The following is a 20,967-nucleotide window of genomic DNA, read 5'->3' as shown; positions in this document are numbered from 1 at the left end:
AGCGGACGGCACCCACCACACGATCTGCGATGTCGAGCGCGATGCGCTGCACCGCGAGGTCTACCGCACCCAGGGTCGGCTGGCGAGCCGATTCGATTACGACCCCATGGGCCGTCTCACCCGCCACCGCAGCTCGCTCGCCCAGGCACAAGCGGGGCGCGTACAGGGGGCCCGGGCGGACGCCGGCACCGCCGTGCTCGAGCGCCGCTACGGTTGGGATGCCGCGGGCAATCTCATCACCCGCGTCGATCAGCTGCGCGGCACCCAGGCCTTTCGCTACGACCCCACCGGCCGCATCCTCGAGGCCACCGGCCCCCGCCCCGAGTCCTTCGCCTTCGATCCGGCCGGCAACCTGCTCGACCCTATCGACCGCGCCATCGGCTACCCCGCCCTCGATAACCGCATCGCCGTCTTCGAGGATCTGCGTTTCGACTACGACGCCCACGGCAATGTCACCCGCAGGCGCAAGGGCGCCGATGGAACTCACCGATGCCGACGGCCGCATCGTATGGGCCGCGGACTATCGGGTGTGGGGCGAGGCCACCGTGCGCAAGACCGGTACCGATGGGCGGGCGGTACCGAGCCACACCCCTGCCCCGCCCCCCATCGAGCAGCCCTTCCGCTTCCAGGGGCAGCAGTTCGATGAGGTGGAGTTCCCACCGGCAGCGATACCAGTCGATCAGTTCTGCGGCCTGCTCCAGCATGGTGACGGTTCGATTGTCAGCAAACGCCACTCGATCGGCTTTTGCCCTTGCTCCGTCCCCGTCTCGCGAGCAATCAGACACGTTACCGGCATTCTGCCGCCTTGACCGTCGGGCAAGGCGACGGCACACCGGAGCGAGCCGACGGCTCGCTGTTGTTGTCCCTTTCTGAAAACCCTTCGCCCCATCCCGGGCGAGTGGAGAACTTACACCGCCAAGTGAGTGTGCCCTGTCGGGCGCACCAAAAAAGCCGGGCCAGGGCACACGCCCTGACCCGATCTCATGCCATTTACATCAGACGGACGCGCTGACGCGCTTTCGCTTTAGTAGTCCATCTCCGGCATTGCCGGCGCTGCGCTCTTGTCTTCCTTCGGCGCCTCGGCCACGCTGGCATCGGTCGTCAGGATGAGCGCTGCCACCGATGCGGCATTCTGCAGCGCAGTGCGGGTCACCTTGGTCGGATCGATGACGCCCATTGCGATCAGATCGCCATACTCACCCGTTGCCGCGTTATATCCGTGGCCGCCGCTGCCTGCCTCCACCTTGGCAATGACCACCGAGGCCTCATCCCCCGCATTTGCCGCAATGGCACGCAGCGGGTCCTCGAGCGCGCGCAGCACGATACGGATACCGGCATCCTGATCGGGGTTGTCGCCTTTCAGATCGCGAATCGCGGCACGGGCGCGCAGCAAGGCAACACCGCCTCCGGGCACGATGCCCTCTTCCACTGCAGCCCGAGTCGCATGGAGCGCATCGTCAACACGATCCTTCTTCTCCTTCATCTCGACTTCAGTTGCGGCCCCCACCTTGATCACCGCGACACCGCCAGCCAGTTTGGCAACGCGCTCCTGCAACTTCTCGCGATCGTAGTCGGAGGTCGCCTGCTCGATCTGGCGCTGGATCGCAGCAACCCGCGCCTTGATCGCGGTTTCCTCTCCGGCACCGTCAATCAGCGTCGTGCTCTCCTTGCGGATCTCTGCACGCTTGGCACGACCCAGTTCCGCCAGCGTGACCTTGTCGAGCTGATGACCGGTTTCCTCTGCGATGACCGTCGCACCGGTAAGGATCGCAATGTCCTCCAGCATCGCCTTGCGCCGGTCACCAAAGCCAGGCGCCTTGACCGCCGCCACCTTGAGGATGCCGCGCATGCTATTGACCACAAGCGTGGCCAAGGCTTCACCATCCACATCTTCGGCAACGATCAGCAAGGGGCGTCCCGACTTGGCCACCTCCTCCAGTACTGGCAACAGGTCGCGAATGTTGGAAATCTTCTTGTCGTGGAGCAGGACCAGCGGCTCGTCGAGCACGGCAACCTGCTTTTCGGGATCATTGATGAAATACGGGCTGAGATAGCCACGATCAAACTGCATGCCCTCGACCACATCGAGTTCATTGTCGAGCGACTTGCCATCCTCGACCGTGATCACGCCCTCCTTGCCCACCCGCTCCATCGCCTGGGCGATGATGTCGCCGATTGCACGGTCGGAATTGGCCGAAATCGACGCAACCTGGGCAATTTCCTTGTTGGTGGCGCAAGGCCGGGACAACTTCTTCAATTCGTCGACAACGGTGGATACGGCCCTGTCGATACCGCGCTTGAGATCCATCGGGTTCATGCCGGCGGTTACATACTTCATGCCCTCGGCCACGATCGCCTGCGCCAGCACGGTTGCGGTGGTGGTGCCGTCGCCCGCCACATCGGCGGTCTTTGACGCGACCTGCTTGACCATCTGCGCACCCATGTTCTCGAACTTGTCCTTCAGTTCGATCTCCTTCGCCACCGAGACCCCGTCCTTGGTGATCAGTGGTGCGCCAAAGCTGCGCTCGAGCACGACGTTACGGCCTTTGGGTCCAAGGGTGACCTTGACCGCATTGGCGAGGATGTTGACGCCCTTGACGATACGAGCACGGGCGCCATCATGAAACTGGACTTCCTTGACTGCCATATGTGGAAACTCCTTGTCTGAATCTTGATGGAGGATGAGAAGGTCAGGCGGCTTTCTTCAGGCTGTCAGCCACGTCTGTCTCGATCACGCCAAGGACATCGTCCTCACGCATGACCAACAGTTCGACGCCGTCGACCTTCACTGTCTGGCCGGCATACTTGCCGAACAGCACACGGTCACCCACGTTCAACTGCAGCGCGCGGACGCTACCATCCTGCAGCACCCGGCCACTGCCCACGGCAAGTACCTCACCCTGTTCGGGCTTTTCCGCCGCCGAATCGGGAATGACGATCCCCGAAGCAGTGGAACGCTGTTGTTCGACCCGCTTGACGATAATCCGGTCGTAAAGGGGACGTATCTGCATGTCGATCTCCTTGTGCGATAACAGATTAAAGATGCACGGCGGTCCTGAGCGCCTCCATATGCGGGGCCCTCCAGGCACCGGACCTGGCCACCATCGGCCGGCGATAGCGGATATAGGGTCGGCAAAAACGATTTCAAGCCCTTTTTGCGTCCGCCCCGGCAAGACCTTCACAAGGACGGGCGACAGCTGCAAGCACTCATGACTCGGGGGCAGGAACACGGCACCTCGAACGCGTCGAAGGGTGCTGATTCATGAGCCAAGGCTTCAGGGCAGATAAAGACGGCGCGCGCGCCCCAGCCGGTAACGGGTGAGCGAAATCCGCGGACCAACAGGTTTCTGCGGGCCCACCGGACAGGGTTCGGTACGACTGCCATCGGCGGCCAGCGTGGCATCATCGGCACTGTCGGGCCACACACCACCATGCACCGGACGGAATGACCAGCGCACGTAACCGACACGGGCGCCTGCGCGCAACATCGCCGGGCGATCTGGCGCCTCGGCGACCAGGTGATCGTCCCGCCCGGGCGCCAACGGGTTGTCGCCAAACGCCTGGCGACACTCCAGCGCCTCACGCTCAGCCACCCCCAGCGTCGAGCAGGCGCGGCGCTCTTCCCGCTCCAGCATCCAGGCCCCCAGGCGCCAGGCAGCCTCGAGCATCGCCCCATCCAGCTCGGCCAGTTGCAGCCAATGCTCATTCATCTGCAGAGCCGACGCCGGCACCGGCTCGTGCAGATCGACGCCCGACGCACCGGGTTCGCGCCGGAACCCATGCCAGTGCAGAATCAGCAGCACCGGCGTATCGGCCCTCGGCACGGCAGTCAGGGTCACGGCGAACAAGGGCAGGCCGACGCTGGCGAGCTGCCCGGAAATCTTCTGCAAGATGTCCATGCTGGCACTCCACGACAGATTGACGCGAGTAAAGAATCCAACAACACGCGCAGATTTTCAAGCCTTCCGGACGTCGACACAGCAGTCACACTCGTCGCCCTTACCCCTGAACCCCAATGCGTGAAACGTTGATGCACATCGGCTCGCCTTTGTCCCTCAGATACAGCTAGCGATACACCGGATACCGTCGGCACAGTTCGACGACACGCGCTCGCACCCGGTCAATCACCGCAGCCCGCGCACGGCCGCCAGTTTCAAGCGCATCGAGCACATCGCACAAGCAGCCGGCCAGCTGTTCGCACTCGCGGGTGCCAAAGCCCCGTGTGGTCACCGCTGGCGTACCAATACGCAACCCCGAAGTCACAAAGGGAGAACGCGGATCATTGGGTACCGAGTTCTTGTTGGTCGTGATCCAGGCCTCGCTCAATGCGGTATCGGCGTCCTTGCCGGTGTAGGGTTTATCGGCAAGGTCGATCAACATCAGGTGGTTGTCGGTGCCACCCGATACGATCCGGTAGCCGCGTTGCTGCAGCACGCTGGCCATGACCCGGGCGTTGGCCACGACCTGACGCTGATAGTCCCTGAATCCCGGACTCAGCGCCTCCTTGAAAGCCACCGCCTTGGCCGCGATGACATGCATCAACGGTCCGCCCTGAATACCGGGAAACACGGCGGAATCGAGTTTCCGGTAGAACGCCTCGTCCTGCCCCCTGGCCAGGATGATGCCGCCGCGCGGACCGCGCAGGGTCTTGTGTGTGGTGCTGGTGACGACATGGGCATGCGGCAGCGGACTGGGATACACCCCGCCGGCCACCAGTCCCGCCACATGCGCCATATCCACCCAGAAGATGGCCCCAACCTTGTCGGCAATGGCACGCATGCGCGCCCAATCCTTGTAGCGCGAGTAGGCCGAGAAGCCACCAATCAACATCCGGGGCCGGGTCTCGAGTGCAATGCGCTCCATCTCGTCGTAGTCGATCAGACCGGTTGCCGGATCGAGCCCATAAGGCACGATGCGGTAATGCCGTCCCGAGAAGTTGGACGGATTGCCATGGGTCAGGTGACCGCCATGGGCCAGATTCATGCCCATCACGGTATCCCCAGGGGTGGTCAGTGCCAGAAACACCGCCGCATTGGCCTGTGCGCCAGCATGCGGCTGCACATTGGCGTAGTCGCAATCGAACAGCGTCTTGACGCGGTCGATGGCAAGACGCTCAGCCACGTCCACATGCTGGCAACCGCTGTAGTACCGCCTGCCGGGGTAACCCTCGGCATACTTGTTGGTGAACACCGAATTCTGTATCGCCATGACCAGCGGGCTGGCGTAATTCTCGGAGGCGATCAGTTCGGCGTGATCCTCCTGGCGAAGTGCCTCGTTCTCAATCGCCTCCGCCAGTTCGGGGTCGAAATCGGAAAGCGCTACGGAAGCGTCATGCATGGCGCGTGTCCTGTGTAATGAAGACGTGGGTTCGGGTCTTGATGCAGCTGCGGCAAGATTCAAAGGCCGGGCACCGGTCGCACCTGTGGTTCATGCGGTCAATGCGGTCTGCGCCACCACGCCACAGGCGGGCAGCTCGCGGTCTGATCCGTGGGTCAGCAGATGGGCAACACGGCGGACAATCTCGTCGATCTGCACCTCATTGCAGATCAGCGGCGGCAGAAGACGGATGGTGGTGTCGCGGGTTACGGTGATGAGCAGACGCTGCTCGGTCAGCGCGCGTCCGACCAGGGCCTTGCAGTCTTGGTCCAGCTCGATGCCCACCATCAGCCCCTGGCCACGGACGGCGCGTACCCCTGGGTGTGCTACCAGTGCCTTGCGCAGCCCCGCCAGCAAACGCTCACCCAACACAGCGGCACGCATCGGAAGTCCGTCACGCGCCATGATGTCCAGCACCGTGCAGGCAACGCGGCAAGCCAACGGATTGCCGCCGAAAGTGGAACCATGCTGACCGGGCGCAAACAGATCGGCCACCGCGCCGCGCGCCAGACAGGCACCTATCGGAAAACCGTTGCCCAGCGCCTTCGCCAGCGTGATCACATCCGGCACGATGCCCGCATGCTGATACCCGAACCACGCCCCCGTGCGCCCCATGCCGGTCTGTATCTCATCGAGCATCAACAGCCAACCCTGCTGGTCGCACAGCATCCGCAGTTCGCGCAGATAGTCGGTGCTGGCTACGCGGATCCCGCCTTCGCCCTGAACCGGCTCGATCAGCACGGCAACGATATCCGGTGACTGCCCCGCCAGACTGCGGACAGCGTCGATATCGTCATGAGGTACCCGCAGGAAACCGGGCAGCAGAGGCGCAAAGCCCGCCTGCTTCGCCGGGTTGCCGGAGGCGGAGAGCGTCGCGATGGTGCGCCCGTGAAAACCGTTCTCCATCACCAGGACGCGGGGCGTGGCAATCCCCTTTTGATGGCCGCAGAGCCTTGCCAGCTTGAGCGCCGCTTCGTTGGCCTCGGCCCCGGAATTGCAGAAGAAGGCCTTCTGCATGCCGGTCAGCGCACCTAGGCGTTCGCCCAGTGTCTCCTGCCAGTCAATGCGGAAAACGTTGGACGTGTGCAGCAACATCCCAGCCTGCTCGGCAATCACCGCAGCGATCTCCGGATGGGCATGTCCCAGACTGGTGACCGCAACGCCGGCGATCGCGTCAAGGTATTCCACCCCCTGCGCGTCCCACAGGCGCGCACCCCGACCACGAACAAAGGAGACGGGCTGGCGGGCATAGGCCCGCATCAGATGAGACAGGTGTTCAGTCATCGGGCAAATCCTCAAGGCAGATGGGTGGTGGAAGTCGTGCATTGGGGTGAAACGTTCATGGCCCCGTCCAGCCAGGCCTCGAATACGGCCTGTGCAGCCCGAGGCAGGTCGATACGCCTGGCCATGGCCTCAGCACGCAGCGCACGCGGATCGATTCCGGCCTGTGCCAGTTCGCAGGCATGGCCAAGCAACCACTGTTCGATCTGCGCCGGGTCTGCCTCCAGGTGACATTGCAAGGCCAGCACATGCCGCCCCACACTGAAAGCCTGATTCGCGCAGACAGCGGTGCCTGCCAGGTGCGTTGCACCGGCGGGAATGTCGAAACGGTCACCGTGCCAGTGCAATACCGGTGTATTGGCCAGGGCTGCCAGCACGGACTTCTCGCCCTCGGCCGTCAGGGTCAGCGGCGCATAGCCGATTTCCTTCACACCCATGCTGACCACATCGGCGCCGAGCGCCCGGGCGATCAATTGCGCCCCCAGACAGATACCCAGCAGCGGACGCCGACGCGCCAGACGTTGCTCGATCACCGTCAGCTCATCGCAGATGAAGGGATAGAGGGCGTCGTCAAACGCCCCAACTGGTCCCCCCAGCACGATCAACAGGTCGGCCGCCGCGACCTCCCCGGTATATAGCGCGTCGGTGGCGGCATCCAGGTAACGAACGACATAGCCTCGCGACGCCAGCAGGGGCTCAAGCATCCCGAGGTCTTCGAAATGCAGATGACGAATGGCAATGGCGGTTTTCATGGCTGCGACTCCTTGCTGCTGGGTTCGCCGGGCCAGTAATGGCTGTCCGGCAAAGGACGTGCTCCAAAAATGGCTTGACCGATGCGCACCACGGTCGCCCCCTCCTCGATGGCGACCTCGAAGTCGCCGGACATTCCCATCGACAGTCCATCGAACTGGACACCGATTGGCGCCACCTGTCGCAAGACATCGCGCAGGGTGCGAAGGCGAACGAAGCACTGCCGGACCCGATCGGCTTCGCTGGAGAACAGCGCAAGCGTCATCAGCCCGCGAACGCGCAAGGACGAGAATGCAGGCAGCTGCTTGACGAAGGCCTCGACATCCTCGGGTGTCAGACCAAATTTGCTGGGTTCGCCCGAGGTATTGACCTGAACATACACATCCAGCCCACGCCCCCAGGCCTGCAGGTGACGATCGAGCGCAGCGGCAACGCGCAGGCTGTCGAGTGCCTGAAACTCGGTGGCGAAGCGCGCGACCCGTCCAGCCTTGTTGGTCTGCAGATGACCGACGATCGACCATTGCAACTCGCCCAGGTCCTGCATCGCATGCCATTTCAGATACGCCTCCTGGACTTTGTTTTCACCCAGCATCCGGCACCCCGCAGCATGGGCCAGGCGGAGCCGGGCTTCGGGGTACGTCTTGCTTACCGGCAACAGGCGTACCGTTGCAGGGTCACGCCCCACGCGCGCGCAGGCGGCCTCGATGCGGGCCTGTACATCCGCCAGATTGCGACCGAAATCCTCAAGCGTTACGGCTTCGGGATACCTGCCATGCCCCATGTGGCCAGGCTCGATACTGACCGTGGATCTCATCAGCTTGCGCCCTTGCCGGCGGGAGACGCGGCATCGACCACGACGGGCACGGACCGCGGCAAACGACCGTTAAGCACGCCATGCGCCAGCAGCCCGATCACCAGCCCCCAGAATGCACCGCCGATACCCAGCAACGTGATGTTGGCGGCTGCCGCCAGAAAGGTGATCAATGCCGCCTCGCGCGTCCTGGCATCGGCCATCGCACCGGCAAGACTGCCGCCAATCGTGCCCAACAAGGCCAGACCGGCCAGCGTGGTGATGAAAGTCGCGGGAAACGCCATGAAGACGGCCGCCAGCGTTACCCCGAAAACCCCGACCAGAATGTAGGACACCCCTGCGGCGATGCCGGCAATCCAGCGCCTGGACGGATCCTCGTGCGCCTCGCGGCCGGTACAGATCGCCGCGGTAATCGCCGCAATGTTGAAGGCATGCGCACCCAGGGTCGCCATCAGCAGTGAGCCCAGTCCGGTAACGGTCACGATCGGGTTGGCACTGGTCTTGAAGCCATCGTTACGCAACACCAGCATGCCCGGCATGTACTGACCGGTCAGCGTGATCAGAAACAGCGGCAAGGCCACACTCAACAGACTGTTGAGCGAGAACGCCGGCATCGTGAACACCGGCGCCGCCAACTGCAGGCTCAGCCCGGCAAGATCGACACGCCCCTGTAGCAGCAACAAGCTCAGGCCCAGCACCAGGATGCCCACCACCGCATAACGCGCCGAGAATCGCTTGAGCAGCAGGTAGGCCACGATCAGCAGCCCGGCCAGCGGTGCATCGACACTCATGCCGCCAAAAGCACCGATGCCGAACTGCAGCAGGATGCCGGCCAGCAAGCCGGCAGCAATACCCGGCGGAATCAGGCGGATGACACGATCAAACCAGCCCGACAAGCCCAGCACCACAAAGGCCGCGGCAGAGATCAGGTAGGCCCCCACTGCCTCGGCATAGGGCGTCGTCGCCAGCGCCGTGACCAGGAATGCCGCCGCAGGCGTGGACCATGCGGTAATGATGGGCTCACGAGCAGTCCAGCTCAGAATGATTCCGGTCACCCCCACACCAATCGAGATCGACCACACCCACGAGGCCGTCAGCGCCGGACTGAGGCCCGCCACCTTCGCAGCCTGGAACACCAGGATGAAAGTCCCGCCGTAGTTGACGATGACCGAGATCAAGCCCGCCACGACAGGATGGGCAAGATCATTCAGACGGGCGGATAAGGGTAAGCGAGCGGATGACATGAGCTGACAATGACTCCTGAAAAAGCGATGAGCGGTTCGTGAGGCATTTATAGTTTTAAAATGGCCTGTGCATCCCATCCACTTTTCTGAATACATACAGACCAATTGTTCAAACACGCTCAACTTGAATCGGTCAAAGCCTGGATCGGCGACCCCGAACATGCCGCCCTGCCACTGAGGGCCCGCGTTCAGCGCGCCATTCGTCAGTTGATCCTCGACGGCGTGCTGGAGGTCGGCAGACCCCTGCCCGCCTCACGATCCCTGGCGACGTCGCTGGGCGTCTCCCGCGATACGGTCGAATCCGCCTACAGCCAGCTGCACGCGGAAGGCTTCATCGAACGGCGGGTCGGTAGCGGCAGTTTTATTTCAGCGCGCGCGCAGCACTTTCCTGGACGCGGCAAATCCCGCAAGACGGACTTCGACCGTACGCCCCCAGTGCGCCTGAGCCAGCGCGGCAACGCCATCCTCCAGAACGGTGGCGTGCGGGACTTTCTGACACCCCGTCCTTTCGCCCCTGGCGTGCCGGAAACACGCAACTTTCCACTCCCGATCTGGGAGCGGCTGGAGCGGCAAGTGCTCAAGGAATTCGGCACCCAGGCGCTGCTGCACAGCCCTCCACATGGGATGGAAGCCTTGCGGCAGGCCATTGCCGCATACGTCAACCTGGAGCGTGGCGCCTCGGCCACGGCAGAACGCGTGCTGATACTGACCAGCACCCAGCAAGCCCTGACCCTGTGCGCTCAGGTGCTGCTCGACGCGGGCGACCCAATCTTTATCGAGGATCCGGTGTACCACGGTGCACGCAAGGCCTTCGACGCCGCGGGACTCGCGTGCGTACCGGTGCCGCTGGACCGCGACGGTCTGATGGTGGAACACCTGCTCGAGCAGACCCGAACATCGGCCACTTCACCCAAAGCCGTTTTCCTGACGCCATCGCACCAGTTTCCCAGCGGAGTGACCCTGGCGCTGGACCGGCGGCTGGCGGTCATCGAATGGGCCAGACGGCATCAAGGCTGGATCATCGAGGACGACTACGACAGCGAGTTCCACTACGCAGGCAAGCCGACGGCCTGTGTTCAGGGGCTGGATCCGCATCACCGGACAATCTACATCGGCACCTTCACCAAATCGCTGTTTCCCGGGCTTCGACTCGCCTACATGGTGCTCCCCCCGTCACTGGTCACCCCCATGACCATTGCCCGCACCCTTCAGGACGGACACAGCGCCCCCATCCCCCAGCTCACGCTTGCACGCTTCATCGAAGGCGGCCACTTCGGCGCCCATATCCGCACCATGCGCGCAGTCTATGCAGAACGCCGCGACGTGCTGGTCAGGCTGGTACGCGAACATCTGGCCGACTTCGTCGAAGCACGCGTACCCGGTGGCGGCATGCAGATGCCCTGCCTGTTCATCCGCGACATTCCCGAAAGTGAAGCGGTGGAACGCGCCCGGCAGGCAGGCGTAGACGTGCTGGGACTGAGCGCCCTGCATGCATCGCCCCATCATCGCACCGGCCTGCTGATGGGCTTCGCCGCCCACGCCCCACATGAGCTGGATGTTGCCGTCAGAAAGCTGGCGGCGGTGTTGCGGGCCTTGTGCGACTGACCGTCAGCAAATCATCTGTGCCTATCGGACGTACGGAAACGGTTGCCCCAATCAAAGCCTGCCGTTCAAGTGGGTCCTTAGCCAAGATGTAGCCCATTGCAACGCGTCATCAATTCGATGTATGCCTGACAGGTGCCGAAATGCGTCATGCCAGCGGCCTTGAGCGCGTGCGTATCAAGTTCATCACTGCACCAGAACGCTGTCTCACCTTCGCTTGTTATGTTATAACATCTCATCCATCAAGCCTGATCAGACCTGAAAAAATCACCAGGAGATCTCCGTGCAACTAACTACCAACCAGCAACGCGTCCTGACGCTGCTTCAGCAAACGGGTAGCCCACTCAGTGCCTATGCACTTCTCGATCGGCTGCGCGGACAAGGTTTGACTGCCCCTACGCAGATATATCGAGCGTTGGAACGTTTGGAGGAGCGTGGCCTGGTCCATCGTTTGGAAACATTGAACGCCTACGTATCGTGCACCTATCCCTCCGGATGTCAGCGTCACCTCAAGGCGTTCGCCATTTGCGACGACTGCGGACATGTCAACGAATTCACCGATAGCAATCTGGACAGCTGCCTGAACCGCTGGATGAAGAGCAATGCCTTTTCCTTGCACGATTCCACCATCGAGCTTCACGGCAGATGCGCATCGTGCTCGGCGCTTGGTCTGGATGGGGGCTGACCTCGGCAGCAAGACCGGGATCCTTTGGTTATCGACCTCACTTTCATGCAAAATTCATACGATGAGCACCCGCGTTCGAACCCCGTTTTCGCCTGACAGCATGGAACGCGAAAAACTGATCGCGATCCTGCGCAGCCTCAACCCACGGGATCCGACCTTGGCAGTAAATGGTCGCAGGCATGGGCCGTAGCCCGTCACGGCGTAGCTGGGCATTGGTGGGCGGCGGTGCCACCCGAACACTGGCCACAAGACGCTGAGTCTGCAGCGCTGATCCGAGAGAAATGGGACGAGCGCGTCGGCGACGCCCGCCAGGAACTCGTACTGATCGGCATGAACATGGACGAGGCTGCGTTGCGCGCCCAGTTCGACGCCTGTTTGCTGACCGACAAGGAAATGGCCCAAGGGCCCGAAACGTGGGCGACCTGGCACAACCCATTTCCCAACTGGCCCTGATGTTCACCGAGCTCCCCATGCGCTGAACCGGGTGGGGACGCGGCCCCACTGGATCTTAAGTATGAATGCAGCACTCCCCGACGTTTCACTGACCGACCTCGCACCCAGCCTCAGTTCGCTGGCATGGGTTGGCATGCAGGGCATCGACCTGCCTATCATCATTGCCGAACCCGGCTACTGGCGCGATCTACATGCCACGGCCGACGTACAGGTCGACCTGCCTGCGGCGCATGTCAAAGGCATTCACATGTCCCGACTGTATCGACTCCTGGATGTGCTGAGCCAGGGCGAGCCGCTGTCGCCCGCGGGTATTCACGCTCTGCTCCAGGCGATGATCGACAGCCACCGGGACTGCGACAGTCGCTGCGCGCGGCTGCGCCTGAACCTGACGCTGCTGGTACGGCGTCCGGCGTTGGTCACCCAAGGCCTGTCCGGCTGGAAATCCTACCCCGTGCGCCTGGATACCTCCCTTATCAGCGGTCGATTCAGATTCCGCGCGCAGGTGACGGTCGCGTATTCCTCGACCTGCCCCTGTTCAGCCGCGCTGTCACGGCAAAGCGTCGAGCAGGGTTTTCTGCAAGCCTTCGGTCAGCACTCCCAGGTGGAACCGACCAAGGTGGCAGCCTGGTTGCATCGCCATGCCACGCTGGCGACGCCGCACAGCCAACGCAGCGAAGCGCAGGTCGCGGTGGACATAAACGGTGATGACACCATGCTCGGCCTGCAGGCACTGATCGACCGCGTCGAGCAAGCAGTGGGAACACCCGTCCAAACGGCTGTCAAGCGCGCCGACGAGCAAGCATTTGCGTTGCTTAATGGCCAAAACCTGATGTTCGTCGAGGACGCGGCGCGGCGTATCGAATCCGCATTGAACGGCTACGCCAACCCCAGCGTCCATGTGCGTCACAAGGAGAGCCTGCATCCGCATGACGCTGTGGCGTGGGCCACTCCTCCACATGAAGGAGTCCCCACATGACTCCGTCCATCCGTATCAACAACACGCTTGTCTACAAGAGAGAAGCCTTGCGCCTATGTTGATTCGCAAGCTCTTCAAGTTCGAGAACGCTCACATCGTGCGAGGATGCAGCACACGGCGGTGCTCCCATTCCATTCACGGCCACTCCTACAAGGTCGAGTTACTACTGGAAGCGCATGCGTTGGACGACGGCCAGATGGTCTATGACTTCGGTTTGCTCAAAGGCTACGTCAGCGATTTGATCGACGCTTTCGACCATGCCGTTACGCTCTGGTCAGGTGACGAGCCGGACTATGTGTCCGCCATGCGCAGACATACCGAACGCTGGGTGCTCATTCCGGTGTCGCCGAGCGCAGAGCAGTTCTCGCGGCTGTTCTTCCGTCTCGTCGATACCACATTGTCTCTGACCGCTATGTGCAACGGTGAGGACGGTGTGCGGCTGCACTCGATCATCGTCCATGAAACCGAGACCGGTTATGCACAGTGCTTTCGCGAAGACGCAGACAACCTGCGCATGGGTCACATCGATCTGAATGCCATCGAGTTTGCTCAGGCCATCACCAAAAAATGGCATGACCCCCATCTTTTTGAACGACTCAAACACGGCCAGCGCCTGCCCGTGCCAATAGAAGGACCCGTATGATCCGCAAGAATCCGCGTGGCGATCTGCCGCAAATCCACCCGAGCGCCTTCGTCGATCCAACCGCCATTCTGTGTGGCCTCGTGGTCGTTGAAGAGAACGTATTCATTGGCCCCTACGCGGTGATCCGTGCAGACGAGATGGACGCCAATGGCCACATCGACCCCATCGTGATTGGAGCACACTCGAACATCCAGGATGGCGTCGTGATCCACTCCAAGTCCGGTGCCAGTGTACGCATCGGACAGCGCACCTCCATTGCCCATCGCGCCATCGTGCATGGCCCATGCACGGTCGGCAATAGCGTGTTCATCGGCTTCAACAGCGTGCTGTTCGATTGCACCGTGGAGGACGGCTGTGTGGTTCGCTTCAACGCCGTGGTCGATGGTTGCCACCTGCCAGCCGGATTCCATGTGCCATCAACCATGCGTATCGGACGTTCCACTGACTTGGCGACCCTGCCCAAAGTGTCAATCCACGCAAGCGAGTTCTCCGAGGACGTAGCACGTACCAACAACGAACTGGTGCGTGGCTACAAGCAAATCCAGAACGAGTTTTAAGTATGACGGAGACGAAAGTACCCATGACTTACAGCGTGGTGGAAAGGCCATGAATACCCTCTTGACTCCCGCGCCGGGAGCATGCGCTATCACGCTCACGCTGCCGGATGGCGCACAGCGCCATTTTGGCCAGCCCGTCACCGTAGCCGAGGTTGCCGCCACGATCGGTGCCAAACTGGCCAAGCACACCGTGGCGGGCAAGCTCGACGGGCGGCTCGTTGATGCCTGCGACCTGATCGACCACGATGCCACACTGCACATCATCACGCCCAAGGACGAAGAAGGCCTGGAGATCATCAGACATTCCTGCGCCCATCTGGTCGGCCACGCCGTCAAGCAGCTTTATCCGAGCGCGAAGATGGTGATCGGGCCGGTCATCGAAGACGGCTTCTACTACGACATTGCCTACGAACGTCCGTTCACGCCCGAAGACCTTGCCGCCATCGAGACGCGCATGAAGGCGCTGATTGCCCGGGACTACGACGTCATCAAGCGCGTACTACCACGCAGTGAAGTGATCCGCATCTTCCAGCAACGCGGCGAGGACTACAAACTGCGCTTGATCGAGAACATGCCGGACGAGCAGCAGATGGGCATGTATTTCCACCAGGAATACGTGGACATGTGCCGTGGCCCGCATGTACCCAATACGCGCTTTCTCAAGGCGTTCAAACTGACCAAGTTGGCGGGTGCCTACTGGCGCGGCGATGCGAGGAATGAACAGCTCCAGCGCATTTACGGCACCGCCTGGGCCGACAAAAAGCAACTCGATGCGTATATCCAGCGCATCGAGGAGGCCGAGAAACGCGACCACCGAAAGTTGGGTCGTGAATTGGATCTGTTCCATTTCCAGGAGGATGCACCTGGCGCCGTGTTCTGGCACCCGCGCGGCTGGACCGTGTTCCAGGAACTGATCACCTACATGCGCCGCCGCCAGCAGGACGCGGGCTATGTGGAGGTGAATTCGCCCGACGTAATGGATCGCAGCCTGTGGGAAGTCTCCGGCCATTGGCAGAACTACCGCGACCACATGTTTTCCACCGAGACCGAAGACGGCCGAGCGCTCGCACTCAAGCCCATGAACTGTCCGGGCAGCGTGCTGCTGTACCGCCATGGCCTCAAAAGCTACCGCGACCTGCCGCTTCGCATGGGCGAGTTCGGCAAGGTACATCGCTACGAACCCTCGGGCGCGCTGCATGGCCTGCTGCGCGTACGCCATTTCACGCAGGACGATGCCCACATCTACTGCACGCCACAACAGATGGATGTGGAATGCCGCGAGGTCGTGGCCTTGGTGCTCGACATCTACCGGCAGTTCGGCTTCGAGGACGTGCGCATCAAGCTCTCGACCCGGCCCGAGAACCGAATGGGCGACGAGGCGACCTGGGACTTGCTTGAAGGCGCACTGATCCGGGCCTTGGAAGGCATGGGACTGGCCTACCGGCTCAACCCCGGCGAAGGCGCTTTCTACGGTCCCAAGCTCGAATTCGTACTGCGCGACGCCATCGGGCGCGACTGGCAATGCGGCACCCTGCAAGTGGACATGAATCTGCCCGAACGCTTCGGTATTGAGTACGTCGACGAAGACGGTCACCGCAAGAGTCCGGTCATGCTGCACCGTGCCTTGTTTGGCTCGCTGGAGCGTTTTACCGGCATTCTGATCGAACACCACGCCGGCAAGCTGCCAACCTGGCTGGCCCCGGTGCAGGCGATGGTGCTGTCGATCACGGAGGATCACGCCGCCTACGCGCAGGACCTCGCACAGCTTCTGCGTGGTGCCGGGCTACGTTGTGAGGCCGATGTGCGCAACGAAAAGATCAGCTACAAGATCCGCGAACAGACGCTGCAGCGCATTCCCTTCCTCTTGATTGCGGGTGCCCGGGAGCGCGACACGGGCGCCGTTGCCATGCGCAGCCGTGATGGGCAAGACCTCGGCGTGCTGCCTGTGACGCAAGCCGTGGCGCGGCTGCTGCTGGAGGCACAGGCACCCGACGCTATCGCGCGCAAGACCTTGCAAGATCGCCTGTGGATGCGCCTGAACGCTCAGCCTGCGCCAGGCGATGCCGCGACTCGCGTACCGGGAGTCGTCTCGTGAGTGCCTACAGCGGCGCACTACCGCCGGTGCCGGGCCGACATGTCGATCTTCTGGTGCAAGGCGGAACCGTCATGACGCCAAACGGTGCCGAGCGCATCGACGTCGCCTGCGCACAAGGCCGTATCGTCGCGCTAGGCGATCTACATCGCAGTTGGAGCGCCGATACCACGCTGGATGCCACAGGCCTGCATGTGCTGCCCGGCGTCATCGACAGCCAGGTGCATTTCCGCGAACCGGGCCTGATGCACAAGGAGAACCTGGAGGCTGGCACGCGCGGAGCAGTACTGGGCGGCGTCACCGCCGTATTCGAGATGCCGAACACCGATCCGTTGACCTTGAGCGCGGCCGACCTGCAAGCCAAGCTCGATGCCGCCAGGGGCCGTGCGTGGTGTGACCACGCTTTCTACGTCGGTGGCTCGGCGGTGAATGCGGAACAGCTGGCCGAGTTGGAGAACCGTCCCGGCTGTGCGGGGATCAAGGTTTTCATGGGCAGCTCCTTTGGAGATCTGCTGGCCGACGATGACCAGGTGCTGCGCCGCATCCTGCGCCATGGCCGCAGGCGCTTGGCCGTGCATGCGGAAGACGAGGCCAGGCTGCGCGAACGCAAGCACATTGCTGCGGACAGCTCGGATGTGCGCATGCACCCCGTCTGGCGTGACGTGGATAGCGCATTGATGGCAACCCACCGCATTGTACGGCTGGCGGCGGAGGCAGGACGCAGGCTGCACCTTCTGCATATCTCAAGCGCAGAAGAAATAGCCTACTTGGCAGAACACAAGCATCGCGTCACGGTGGAGGTCACGCCTCACCACCTGACCCTGCAGGCGCCTGAATGCTATGAACGCCTTGGTAGCCTGGCGCAGATGAATCCACCTGTGCGGGAACAACGCCACCAAGACGCGCTCTGGCAGGCGATCCGCGACGGAGTCGTCGATGTGATCGGCAGCGATCATGCGCCACACACGCTGCAAGAGAAAGCGCAGCCCTATCCGCAGTCGCCGAGCGGCATGACCGGCGTACAGACGCTGCTGCCTGTGATGCTCAACCACGTGCATGCGGGTCGCTTGAGTCTGCAACGGCTTGTAGACCTCACCAGCGCCGGACCGGCCCGCATTTTCGGCATTGAGGGCAAGGGCCGCATTGCGCTGGGCTACGACGCGGATCTCAGTATTGTCGATCTGCGAGCCCGCCGCGTCATCCGCAACAATTGGATCGCCAGCGTCAGCGGCTGGACGCCGTATGACGGCCTGACGGTGACAGGCTGGCCAATCCACACGGTTGTTCGAGGGCACTGCGTGGTTCGGGACGAAACCCTTACCGGTCAGCCCCATGGTGCGGTGATGCGGTTTCTTGAGTCATCTTCAGACGAAATGGCTAGAAATGTTGAAGCCTGATCCGATCGAACGCAAGAACGAAGACTGGAAATCCGCGCACGCCCATCTTCAAGACCATGATTTATAAAAAACTGGCACATCACTTGATCGCGAATGCTGCCTTTCCTGAAATCTGACGAGGAAACCCGATGAGCCCCCACTCCGAAACACCACTTTCGACTAGTGCCCGTGTACAGATCACGCTACATCCGAGAACATCCATCGAACAGGTCGAAGAAGGAACCGAACTCGCTCCCAAGTTCGATCAGGACGGCTTGATTGCCTGCGTTACGACCGCCGCTGACAGCGGCGACGTTCTGATGCTGGGATACATGAACCGCGAAGCCTTGGAAAAAACCATTCAAACCGGCGAAGCGCACTACTGGAGCCGGTCACGTCAGAAGCTCTGGCACAAAGGAGCAAGCAGCGGCCTGGTACAAAAAGTAGAGGAAATGCGGATCGACGACGACCAGGATGCTGTGTGGCTACGTGTTCGCGTGTCCGGCTCGAGGCAGCGGAGGCAGCAAAGCGCAATGGGGTCAGACTCCATCGGTTCTCGAATTACCCCAGAACGCAGCGTTCGCACCTCGGCTACCACCTTGGCGGCCCTGAAACGAGGCTCACCCGCCTGTCCTACCGGTCACTCCTTGAACCCATCCCATTCCACACAACTCATAACGCATGAGTCTCACGCATTTTTTCGACGCCCCTGACGAAGCTGCTGACGCTGGCGAAGCCTTGCCACAGCGTCTTGACGCCGGGCTCCCCGTCACCTTTTCGGGCGAGGAATCCGCCAAGCATGGCGATGCGGCGGATGACTTCACCCACGGGGGGCGTTTTCTTGGGTGGGGTCTTCTCGGCCAGCAGCCACGCGGCTTGCCATTCAACTGGGTTAAACACTTCGCTGGCGGGCAGTTCGGGATGGACGCACCTCGGGTGTCTCGCCGCTTTGCAGGTCCTCGAAGTCCCTGCATCGCCCCCCGGTGGGGGTCTTCGATGACGGCCAGGACCAGCCTGGCCAAGTTGTCAGCGCCGGGGACGCCGAGTCTATGAACCTAAGAACCGCAGTTGATGAGGTGCAGCGCGGCCGAAACGTTGGCAGGATACGGGTTTGGTGTTGATCGAGGGAGTCACCCGATGGGTGAGTCGAAATTGAAGGGTTTGCACACTGAGGAAATGCTTTTGTCGTGCGCTGGGGTGCAGACGGCGGGCGGTCGCGTGCAGGTTCGTTGGGAGGCCAACAGCGCAGCCACGCCGATGGGGCAGCTGGCGTACTTCATCGAGTTCCTGACGCTGACCGGTCTGTGGTCGGGCTGGCAGGCGCGGTGCCCGCTGTCCTACACGAGCCCGAACGCACCGAGCAAGGCCGAGGAGCTGGGGACGTGGATGCTGTCGATCCTGTCGGGTTACCGGCGCTACTCGCACGTGACGACGATTCGCTGTGACGGGGTCAATCCGGGGCTGCTGGGAATGAACAAGGTCATCAGCGAGGACGCGCTGCGCCGGGCCCTGCTGGCGATTCCGGCAGACGCGGGCGTGGGCTGGCTCGATGGCCATCTGCGCGAGAGCACCGCCCCCTTGCTCGAGGTGCCGTGGATTCTGGACATCGACACGACGATCAAGCCGCTTTACGGCAAGCAGGAAGGCGCGGTGGTGTCGTACAACCCGAAGAAGCCGGGTCGGCCTTCGCACAGTTACCACACCTACCTGATGGCCGGGTTGCGCCTGGTGATGGGGGTCGAGGTCAAGGCGGGCAACGAGCACTCGGGCAGTCACACCTTGCCCGGCTTGCTCCGGATCCTCGATGAACTGCCCGTTCATCACAAACCGAAGATGGTGCGCGGCGATTGCGGGTTCGGGTCGGACGGCATCATGCGCGAGCTCCAGACGCGCGCGCAGCCCTATCTGTTCAAGCTGCGCCTGTCGAAAAACGTCAAGCGCCACATCGAGCGCCTGTTCCGGGTCTCGGGCTGGTGTGATGCCGGCCGGGGCTGGGAAGGGATCGATAGCACGCTGGCGCTCACCGGGTGGGAGGACACGCGCCGCGTGGTCGTGCTGCGCCGCCCCTTGCAGGGCGAGATGCTCGTCGCCCAGGAGGACAACGGGCAGCAACTGCTGGGCTTCATCGAGGCCGACCGCAAGGGCGGCAAGCGCATCACTGGCTACGAGTACGCCGTGCTGGTCACCACCTGGACCACGAAATCCTCTCGCTCGGCCAGCTCTACCGCGACCGCGCCGACGCCGAGAACGCCTTCGACGAGCTCAAGAACCAGTGGGGCTGGGGCGGCTTCACCACGCACGATCTGCATCGTTGCCAACTGTCGGCGCGTGCCGTGGCGCTGATCTACAACTGGTGGAGTCTGTTTGTGCGCCTGGCCAACCCCGAAGCCCGACTCGAGGCCATCACCAGTCGGCCCTGGTTGATCTCCTCGGTCGGCCGGCGCACCGAGCATGCCGGCCAGACCACGATCACGCTCACCGGCCAGCATGCCTGCTTCGACAAGGCCCGGCAGGTGCTCATGCGTATCTCCGGCCAGCTTCAGGCGTGGGCGCGAGATGCTGCGGAGCAGTTGAACGCCGGATCGGTGTGGATGCGTTGCTGCGAGCACCTCAAGCGCTCCCTCGCGGCCATCGGACCGCCCCAGACACGCCGCTTGCTACCTGATCATGCAAACAGGATCGGATAACTGAGGTTTTTAGGATGAACCGTTCCAACGCGCCCCGAGGGGCCACGGTGGGCGGTAGGCAGTCGGACGAGCCGGCTGCAATGTCTTTGCGGGGTCGATTCTTGCCGCAGCTCGGACGGCCACGCAAGTGGCCGAATAGCGTTGCGGGACTGCTTTACGTCGAGTCGGTGACCACGGGTGTGGTCCGGCAAGAAGCCCTCAGTGCTGGGACTTCATCGAACGTGCAACTTCACGTTCGAGGATCCTTAGTCCGTCATCGGCGAAGCCACGAAGTTCCGGCACTTTTGCGGTCTCCAACTGCTTCAAGTGAATCGCCCCGGGTTTGGTGGAGGCTCTAGTTCTTGAGAAGATAGAGCCATGAAGAAGTCAGTGAAGTTCTCCCCCGAAGTTCGTGAGCGCGCCGTGCGCATGGTGGCCGAATGTCGTGGCGACCA

20 protein-coding genes and 2 pseudogenes are annotated in these 20,967 nt (G+C 62.3%); 12 read left to right on the top strand and 10 right to left on the bottom strand.

Annotation, left to right across the window (positions count from 1 at the left end; all coding sequences use genetic code 11):
* Positions 1 to 487, bottom strand: a 487-nt coding sequence (locus DNK49_RS24495) for a hypothetical protein (protein ID WP_207807086.1), incomplete at its 3' end; no start/stop codon positions are given.
* Between DNK49_RS24495 and DNK49_RS24490 the strand changes: the two genes are divergently transcribed.
* Positions 477 to 809 (top strand): RHS domain-containing protein, encoded by a 333-nt coding sequence (locus DNK49_RS24490; RefSeq protein ID WP_207807084.1) that lies wholly within the window; start codon positions 477 to 479, stop codon positions 807 to 809. The genes DNK49_RS24495 and DNK49_RS24490 overlap by 11 nt on opposite strands.
* A 215-nt stretch (positions 810 to 1,024) precedes the next feature.
* Here the strand turns inward: DNK49_RS24490 and groL are convergent, their stop codons facing one another.
* The 8 genes from groL to DNK49_RS22090 form a co-directional block, all read right to left on the bottom strand.
* On the bottom strand, positions 1,025 to 2,647 hold the full coding sequence (gene groL / locus DNK49_RS22125; protein WP_110530110.1) for a chaperonin GroEL: 1,623 nt from the start codon (positions 2,645 to 2,647) through the stop codon (positions 1,025 to 1,027).
* Between the two features lie 43 nt (positions 2,648 to 2,690).
* Complete coding sequence (locus tag DNK49_RS22120; RefSeq protein ID WP_110530108.1) at positions 2,691 to 3,011, bottom strand: co-chaperone GroES; 321 nt, start codon at positions 3,009 to 3,011, stop codon at positions 2,691 to 2,693.
* A 264-nt stretch (positions 3,012 to 3,275) separates the two neighbouring features.
* On the bottom strand, positions 3,276 to 3,899 hold the full coding sequence (locus tag DNK49_RS22115; protein ID WP_110530105.1) for a diguanylate cyclase: 624 nt from the start codon (positions 3,897 to 3,899) through the stop codon (positions 3,276 to 3,278).
* A 166-nt stretch (positions 3,900 to 4,065) separates the two neighbouring features.
* The gene (glyA, locus tag DNK49_RS22110) at positions 4,066 to 5,337 is read right to left on the bottom strand and encodes a serine hydroxymethyltransferase (RefSeq protein WP_110530102.1); all 1,272 of its coding nucleotides are present in this window, start codon (positions 5,335 to 5,337) and stop codon (positions 4,066 to 4,068) included.
* A gap of 90 nt (positions 5,338 to 5,427) precedes the next feature.
* Complete coding sequence (locus tag DNK49_RS22105; protein ID WP_110530099.1) at positions 5,428 to 6,660, bottom strand: aspartate aminotransferase family protein; 1,233 nt, start codon at positions 6,658 to 6,660, stop codon at positions 5,428 to 5,430.
* Between the two features lie 11 nt (positions 6,661 to 6,671).
* Positions 6,672 to 7,409 (bottom strand): glutamine amidotransferase, encoded by a 738-nt coding sequence (locus tag DNK49_RS22100; RefSeq protein WP_110530096.1) that lies wholly within the window; start codon positions 7,407 to 7,409, stop codon positions 6,672 to 6,674.
* Positions 7,406 to 8,221 (bottom strand): YggS family pyridoxal phosphate-dependent enzyme, encoded by an 816-nt coding sequence (locus DNK49_RS22095; protein ID WP_110530092.1) that lies wholly within the window; start codon positions 8,219 to 8,221, stop codon positions 7,406 to 7,408. The genes DNK49_RS22100 and DNK49_RS22095 overlap by 4 nt, the downstream gene beginning before the upstream one ends.
* Positions 8,221 to 9,462, bottom strand: coding sequence for a benzoate/H(+) symporter BenE family transporter (locus tag DNK49_RS22090; RefSeq protein ID WP_110530089.1), 1,242 nt, complete (start codon positions 9,460 to 9,462; stop codon positions 8,221 to 8,223). Before DNK49_RS22090 ends, DNK49_RS22095 begins: the two co-directional genes overlap by 1 nt.
* Before the next feature lie 105 nt (positions 9,463 to 9,567).
* Between DNK49_RS22090 and pdxR the strand changes: the two genes are divergently transcribed.
* The 9 genes and pseudogenes from pdxR to hisI all read left to right on the top strand — a co-directional run bounded on the left by pdxR (position 9,568) and on the right by hisI (position 18,559).
* Positions 9,568 to 11,067, top strand: a complete 1,500-nt coding sequence (gene pdxR, locus DNK49_RS22085; protein ID WP_110530086.1) for a MocR-like pyridoxine biosynthesis transcription factor PdxR — start codon at positions 9,568 to 9,570, stop codon at positions 11,065 to 11,067.
* A 280-nt stretch (positions 11,068 to 11,347) separates the two neighbouring features.
* The gene (locus DNK49_RS22080; protein ID WP_110530083.1) at positions 11,348 to 11,749 is read left to right on the top strand and encodes a Fur family transcriptional regulator; all 402 of its coding nucleotides are present in this window, start codon (positions 11,348 to 11,350) and stop codon (positions 11,747 to 11,749) included.
* Positions 11,750 to 11,929: 180 nt separating this feature from the next.
* Positions 11,930 to 12,202: pseudogene (locus DNK49_RS22075) on the top strand (GTP-binding protein); the annotation flags it as partial.
* A 61-nt stretch (positions 12,203 to 12,263) separates the two neighbouring features.
* Positions 12,264 to 13,178 (top strand): GTP cyclohydrolase FolE2, encoded by a 915-nt coding sequence (gene folE2 / locus DNK49_RS22070; protein WP_110530080.1) that lies wholly within the window; start codon positions 12,264 to 12,266, stop codon positions 13,176 to 13,178.
* Positions 13,179 to 13,233: 55 nt separating this feature from the next.
* Positions 13,234 to 13,821: a 6-pyruvoyl trahydropterin synthase family protein gene (locus DNK49_RS22065; protein ID WP_110530077.1), complete on the top strand. Its 588-nt coding sequence runs from the start codon at positions 13,234 to 13,236 to the stop codon at positions 13,819 to 13,821.
* Positions 13,818 to 14,378, top strand: coding sequence for a gamma carbonic anhydrase family protein (locus tag DNK49_RS22060; protein ID WP_110530074.1), 561 nt, complete (start codon positions 13,818 to 13,820; stop codon positions 14,376 to 14,378). The genes DNK49_RS22065 and DNK49_RS22060 overlap by 4 nt, the downstream gene beginning before the upstream one ends.
* A 49-nt stretch (positions 14,379 to 14,427) precedes the next feature.
* The gene (gene thrS, locus DNK49_RS22055) at positions 14,428 to 16,473 is read left to right on the top strand and encodes a threonine--tRNA ligase (protein WP_110530071.1); all 2,046 of its coding nucleotides are present in this window, start codon (positions 14,428 to 14,430) and stop codon (positions 16,471 to 16,473) included.
* Entirely contained in the window at positions 16,470 to 17,867 is a 1,398-nt protein-coding gene (locus DNK49_RS22050) for a dihydroorotase (protein WP_243632477.1), read from the top strand. Before thrS ends, DNK49_RS22050 begins: the two co-directional genes overlap by 4 nt.
* A 128-nt stretch (positions 17,868 to 17,995) precedes the next feature.
* Positions 17,996 to 18,559: a phosphoribosyl-AMP cyclohydrolase gene (gene hisI / locus DNK49_RS24830; RefSeq protein ID WP_243632476.1), complete on the top strand. Its 564-nt coding sequence runs from the start codon at positions 17,996 to 17,998 to the stop codon at positions 18,557 to 18,559.
* Between the two features lie 22 nt (positions 18,560 to 18,581).
* Here hisI and DNK49_RS22040 read toward each other — a convergent pair.
* Positions 18,582 to 18,746 (bottom strand): annotated as a pseudogene (locus tag DNK49_RS22040) (IS4 family transposase); the annotation flags it as partial.
* Between the two features lie 237 nt (positions 18,747 to 18,983).
* Here DNK49_RS22040 and DNK49_RS22035 point away from each other — a divergent pair.
* Positions 18,984 to 20,189, top strand: a complete 1,206-nt coding sequence (locus DNK49_RS22035; protein ID WP_207807083.1) for a transposase — start codon at positions 18,984 to 18,986, stop codon at positions 20,187 to 20,189.
* Positions 20,180 to 20,533: a hypothetical protein gene (locus DNK49_RS24485; protein ID WP_207807082.1), complete on the top strand. Its 354-nt coding sequence runs from the start codon at positions 20,180 to 20,182 to the stop codon at positions 20,531 to 20,533. The genes DNK49_RS22035 and DNK49_RS24485 overlap by 10 nt, the downstream gene beginning before the upstream one ends.
* Positions 20,534 to 20,967: the final 434 nt, after the last annotated feature.

It is taken from the genome of Parazoarcus communis SWub3 = DSM 12120 (assembly GCF_003226565.1).
Taxonomy (GTDB): domain Bacteria; phylum Pseudomonadota; class Gammaproteobacteria; order Burkholderiales; family Rhodocyclaceae; genus Parazoarcus; species Parazoarcus communis.
Note: the sequence above shows the minus strand (reverse complement) of the source record. Positions and strands in the feature narration are given on the sequence as shown.

Coding starts and splice junctions, on each gene's coding strand:
- glyA (WP_110530102.1), bottom strand. CDS start 5,337: ATGCATGACGCTTCCGTAGCGCTTTCCGATTTCGACCCCGAACTGGCG.
- DNK49_RS22105 (WP_110530099.1), bottom strand. CDS start 6,660: ATGACTGAACACCTGTCTCATCTGATGCGGGCCTATGCCCGCCAGCCC.
- thrS (WP_110530071.1), top strand. CDS start 14,428: ATGAATACCCTCTTGACTCCCGCGCCGGGAGCATGCGCTATCACGCTC.
- DNK49_RS22115 (WP_110530105.1), bottom strand. CDS start 3,899: ATGGACATCTTGCAGAAGATTTCCGGGCAGCTCGCCAGCGTCGGCCTG.
- DNK49_RS22095 (WP_110530092.1), bottom strand. CDS start 8,221: ATGAGATCCACGGTCAGTATCGAGCCTGGCCACATGGGGCATGGCAGG.
- DNK49_RS22120 (WP_110530108.1), bottom strand. CDS start 3,011: ATGCAGATACGTCCCCTTTACGACCGGATTATCGTCAAGCGGGTCGAA.
- DNK49_RS22065 (WP_110530077.1), top strand. CDS start 13,234: ATGTTGATTCGCAAGCTCTTCAAGTTCGAGAACGCTCACATCGTGCGA.
- DNK49_RS22090 (WP_110530089.1), bottom strand. CDS start 9,462: ATGTCATCCGCTCGCTTACCCTTATCCGCCCGTCTGAATGATCTTGCC.
- folE2 (WP_110530080.1), top strand. CDS start 12,264: ATGAATGCAGCACTCCCCGACGTTTCACTGACCGACCTCGCACCCAGC.
- DNK49_RS22035 (WP_207807083.1), top strand. CDS start 18,984: ATGGGTGAGTCGAAATTGAAGGGTTTGCACACTGAGGAAATGCTTTTG.
- groL (WP_110530110.1), bottom strand. CDS start 2,647: ATGGCAGTCAAGGAAGTCCAGTTTCATGATGGCGCCCGTGCTCGTATC.
- DNK49_RS22060 (WP_110530074.1), top strand. CDS start 13,818: ATGATCCGCAAGAATCCGCGTGGCGATCTGCCGCAAATCCACCCGAGC.
- DNK49_RS24490 (WP_207807084.1), top strand. CDS start 477: ATGGAACTCACCGATGCCGACGGCCGCATCGTATGGGCCGCGGACTAT.
- DNK49_RS22100 (WP_110530096.1), bottom strand. CDS start 7,409: ATGAAAACCGCCATTGCCATTCGTCATCTGCATTTCGAAGACCTCGGG.
- hisI (WP_243632476.1), top strand. CDS start 17,996: ATGAGCCCCCACTCCGAAACACCACTTTCGACTAGTGCCCGTGTACAG.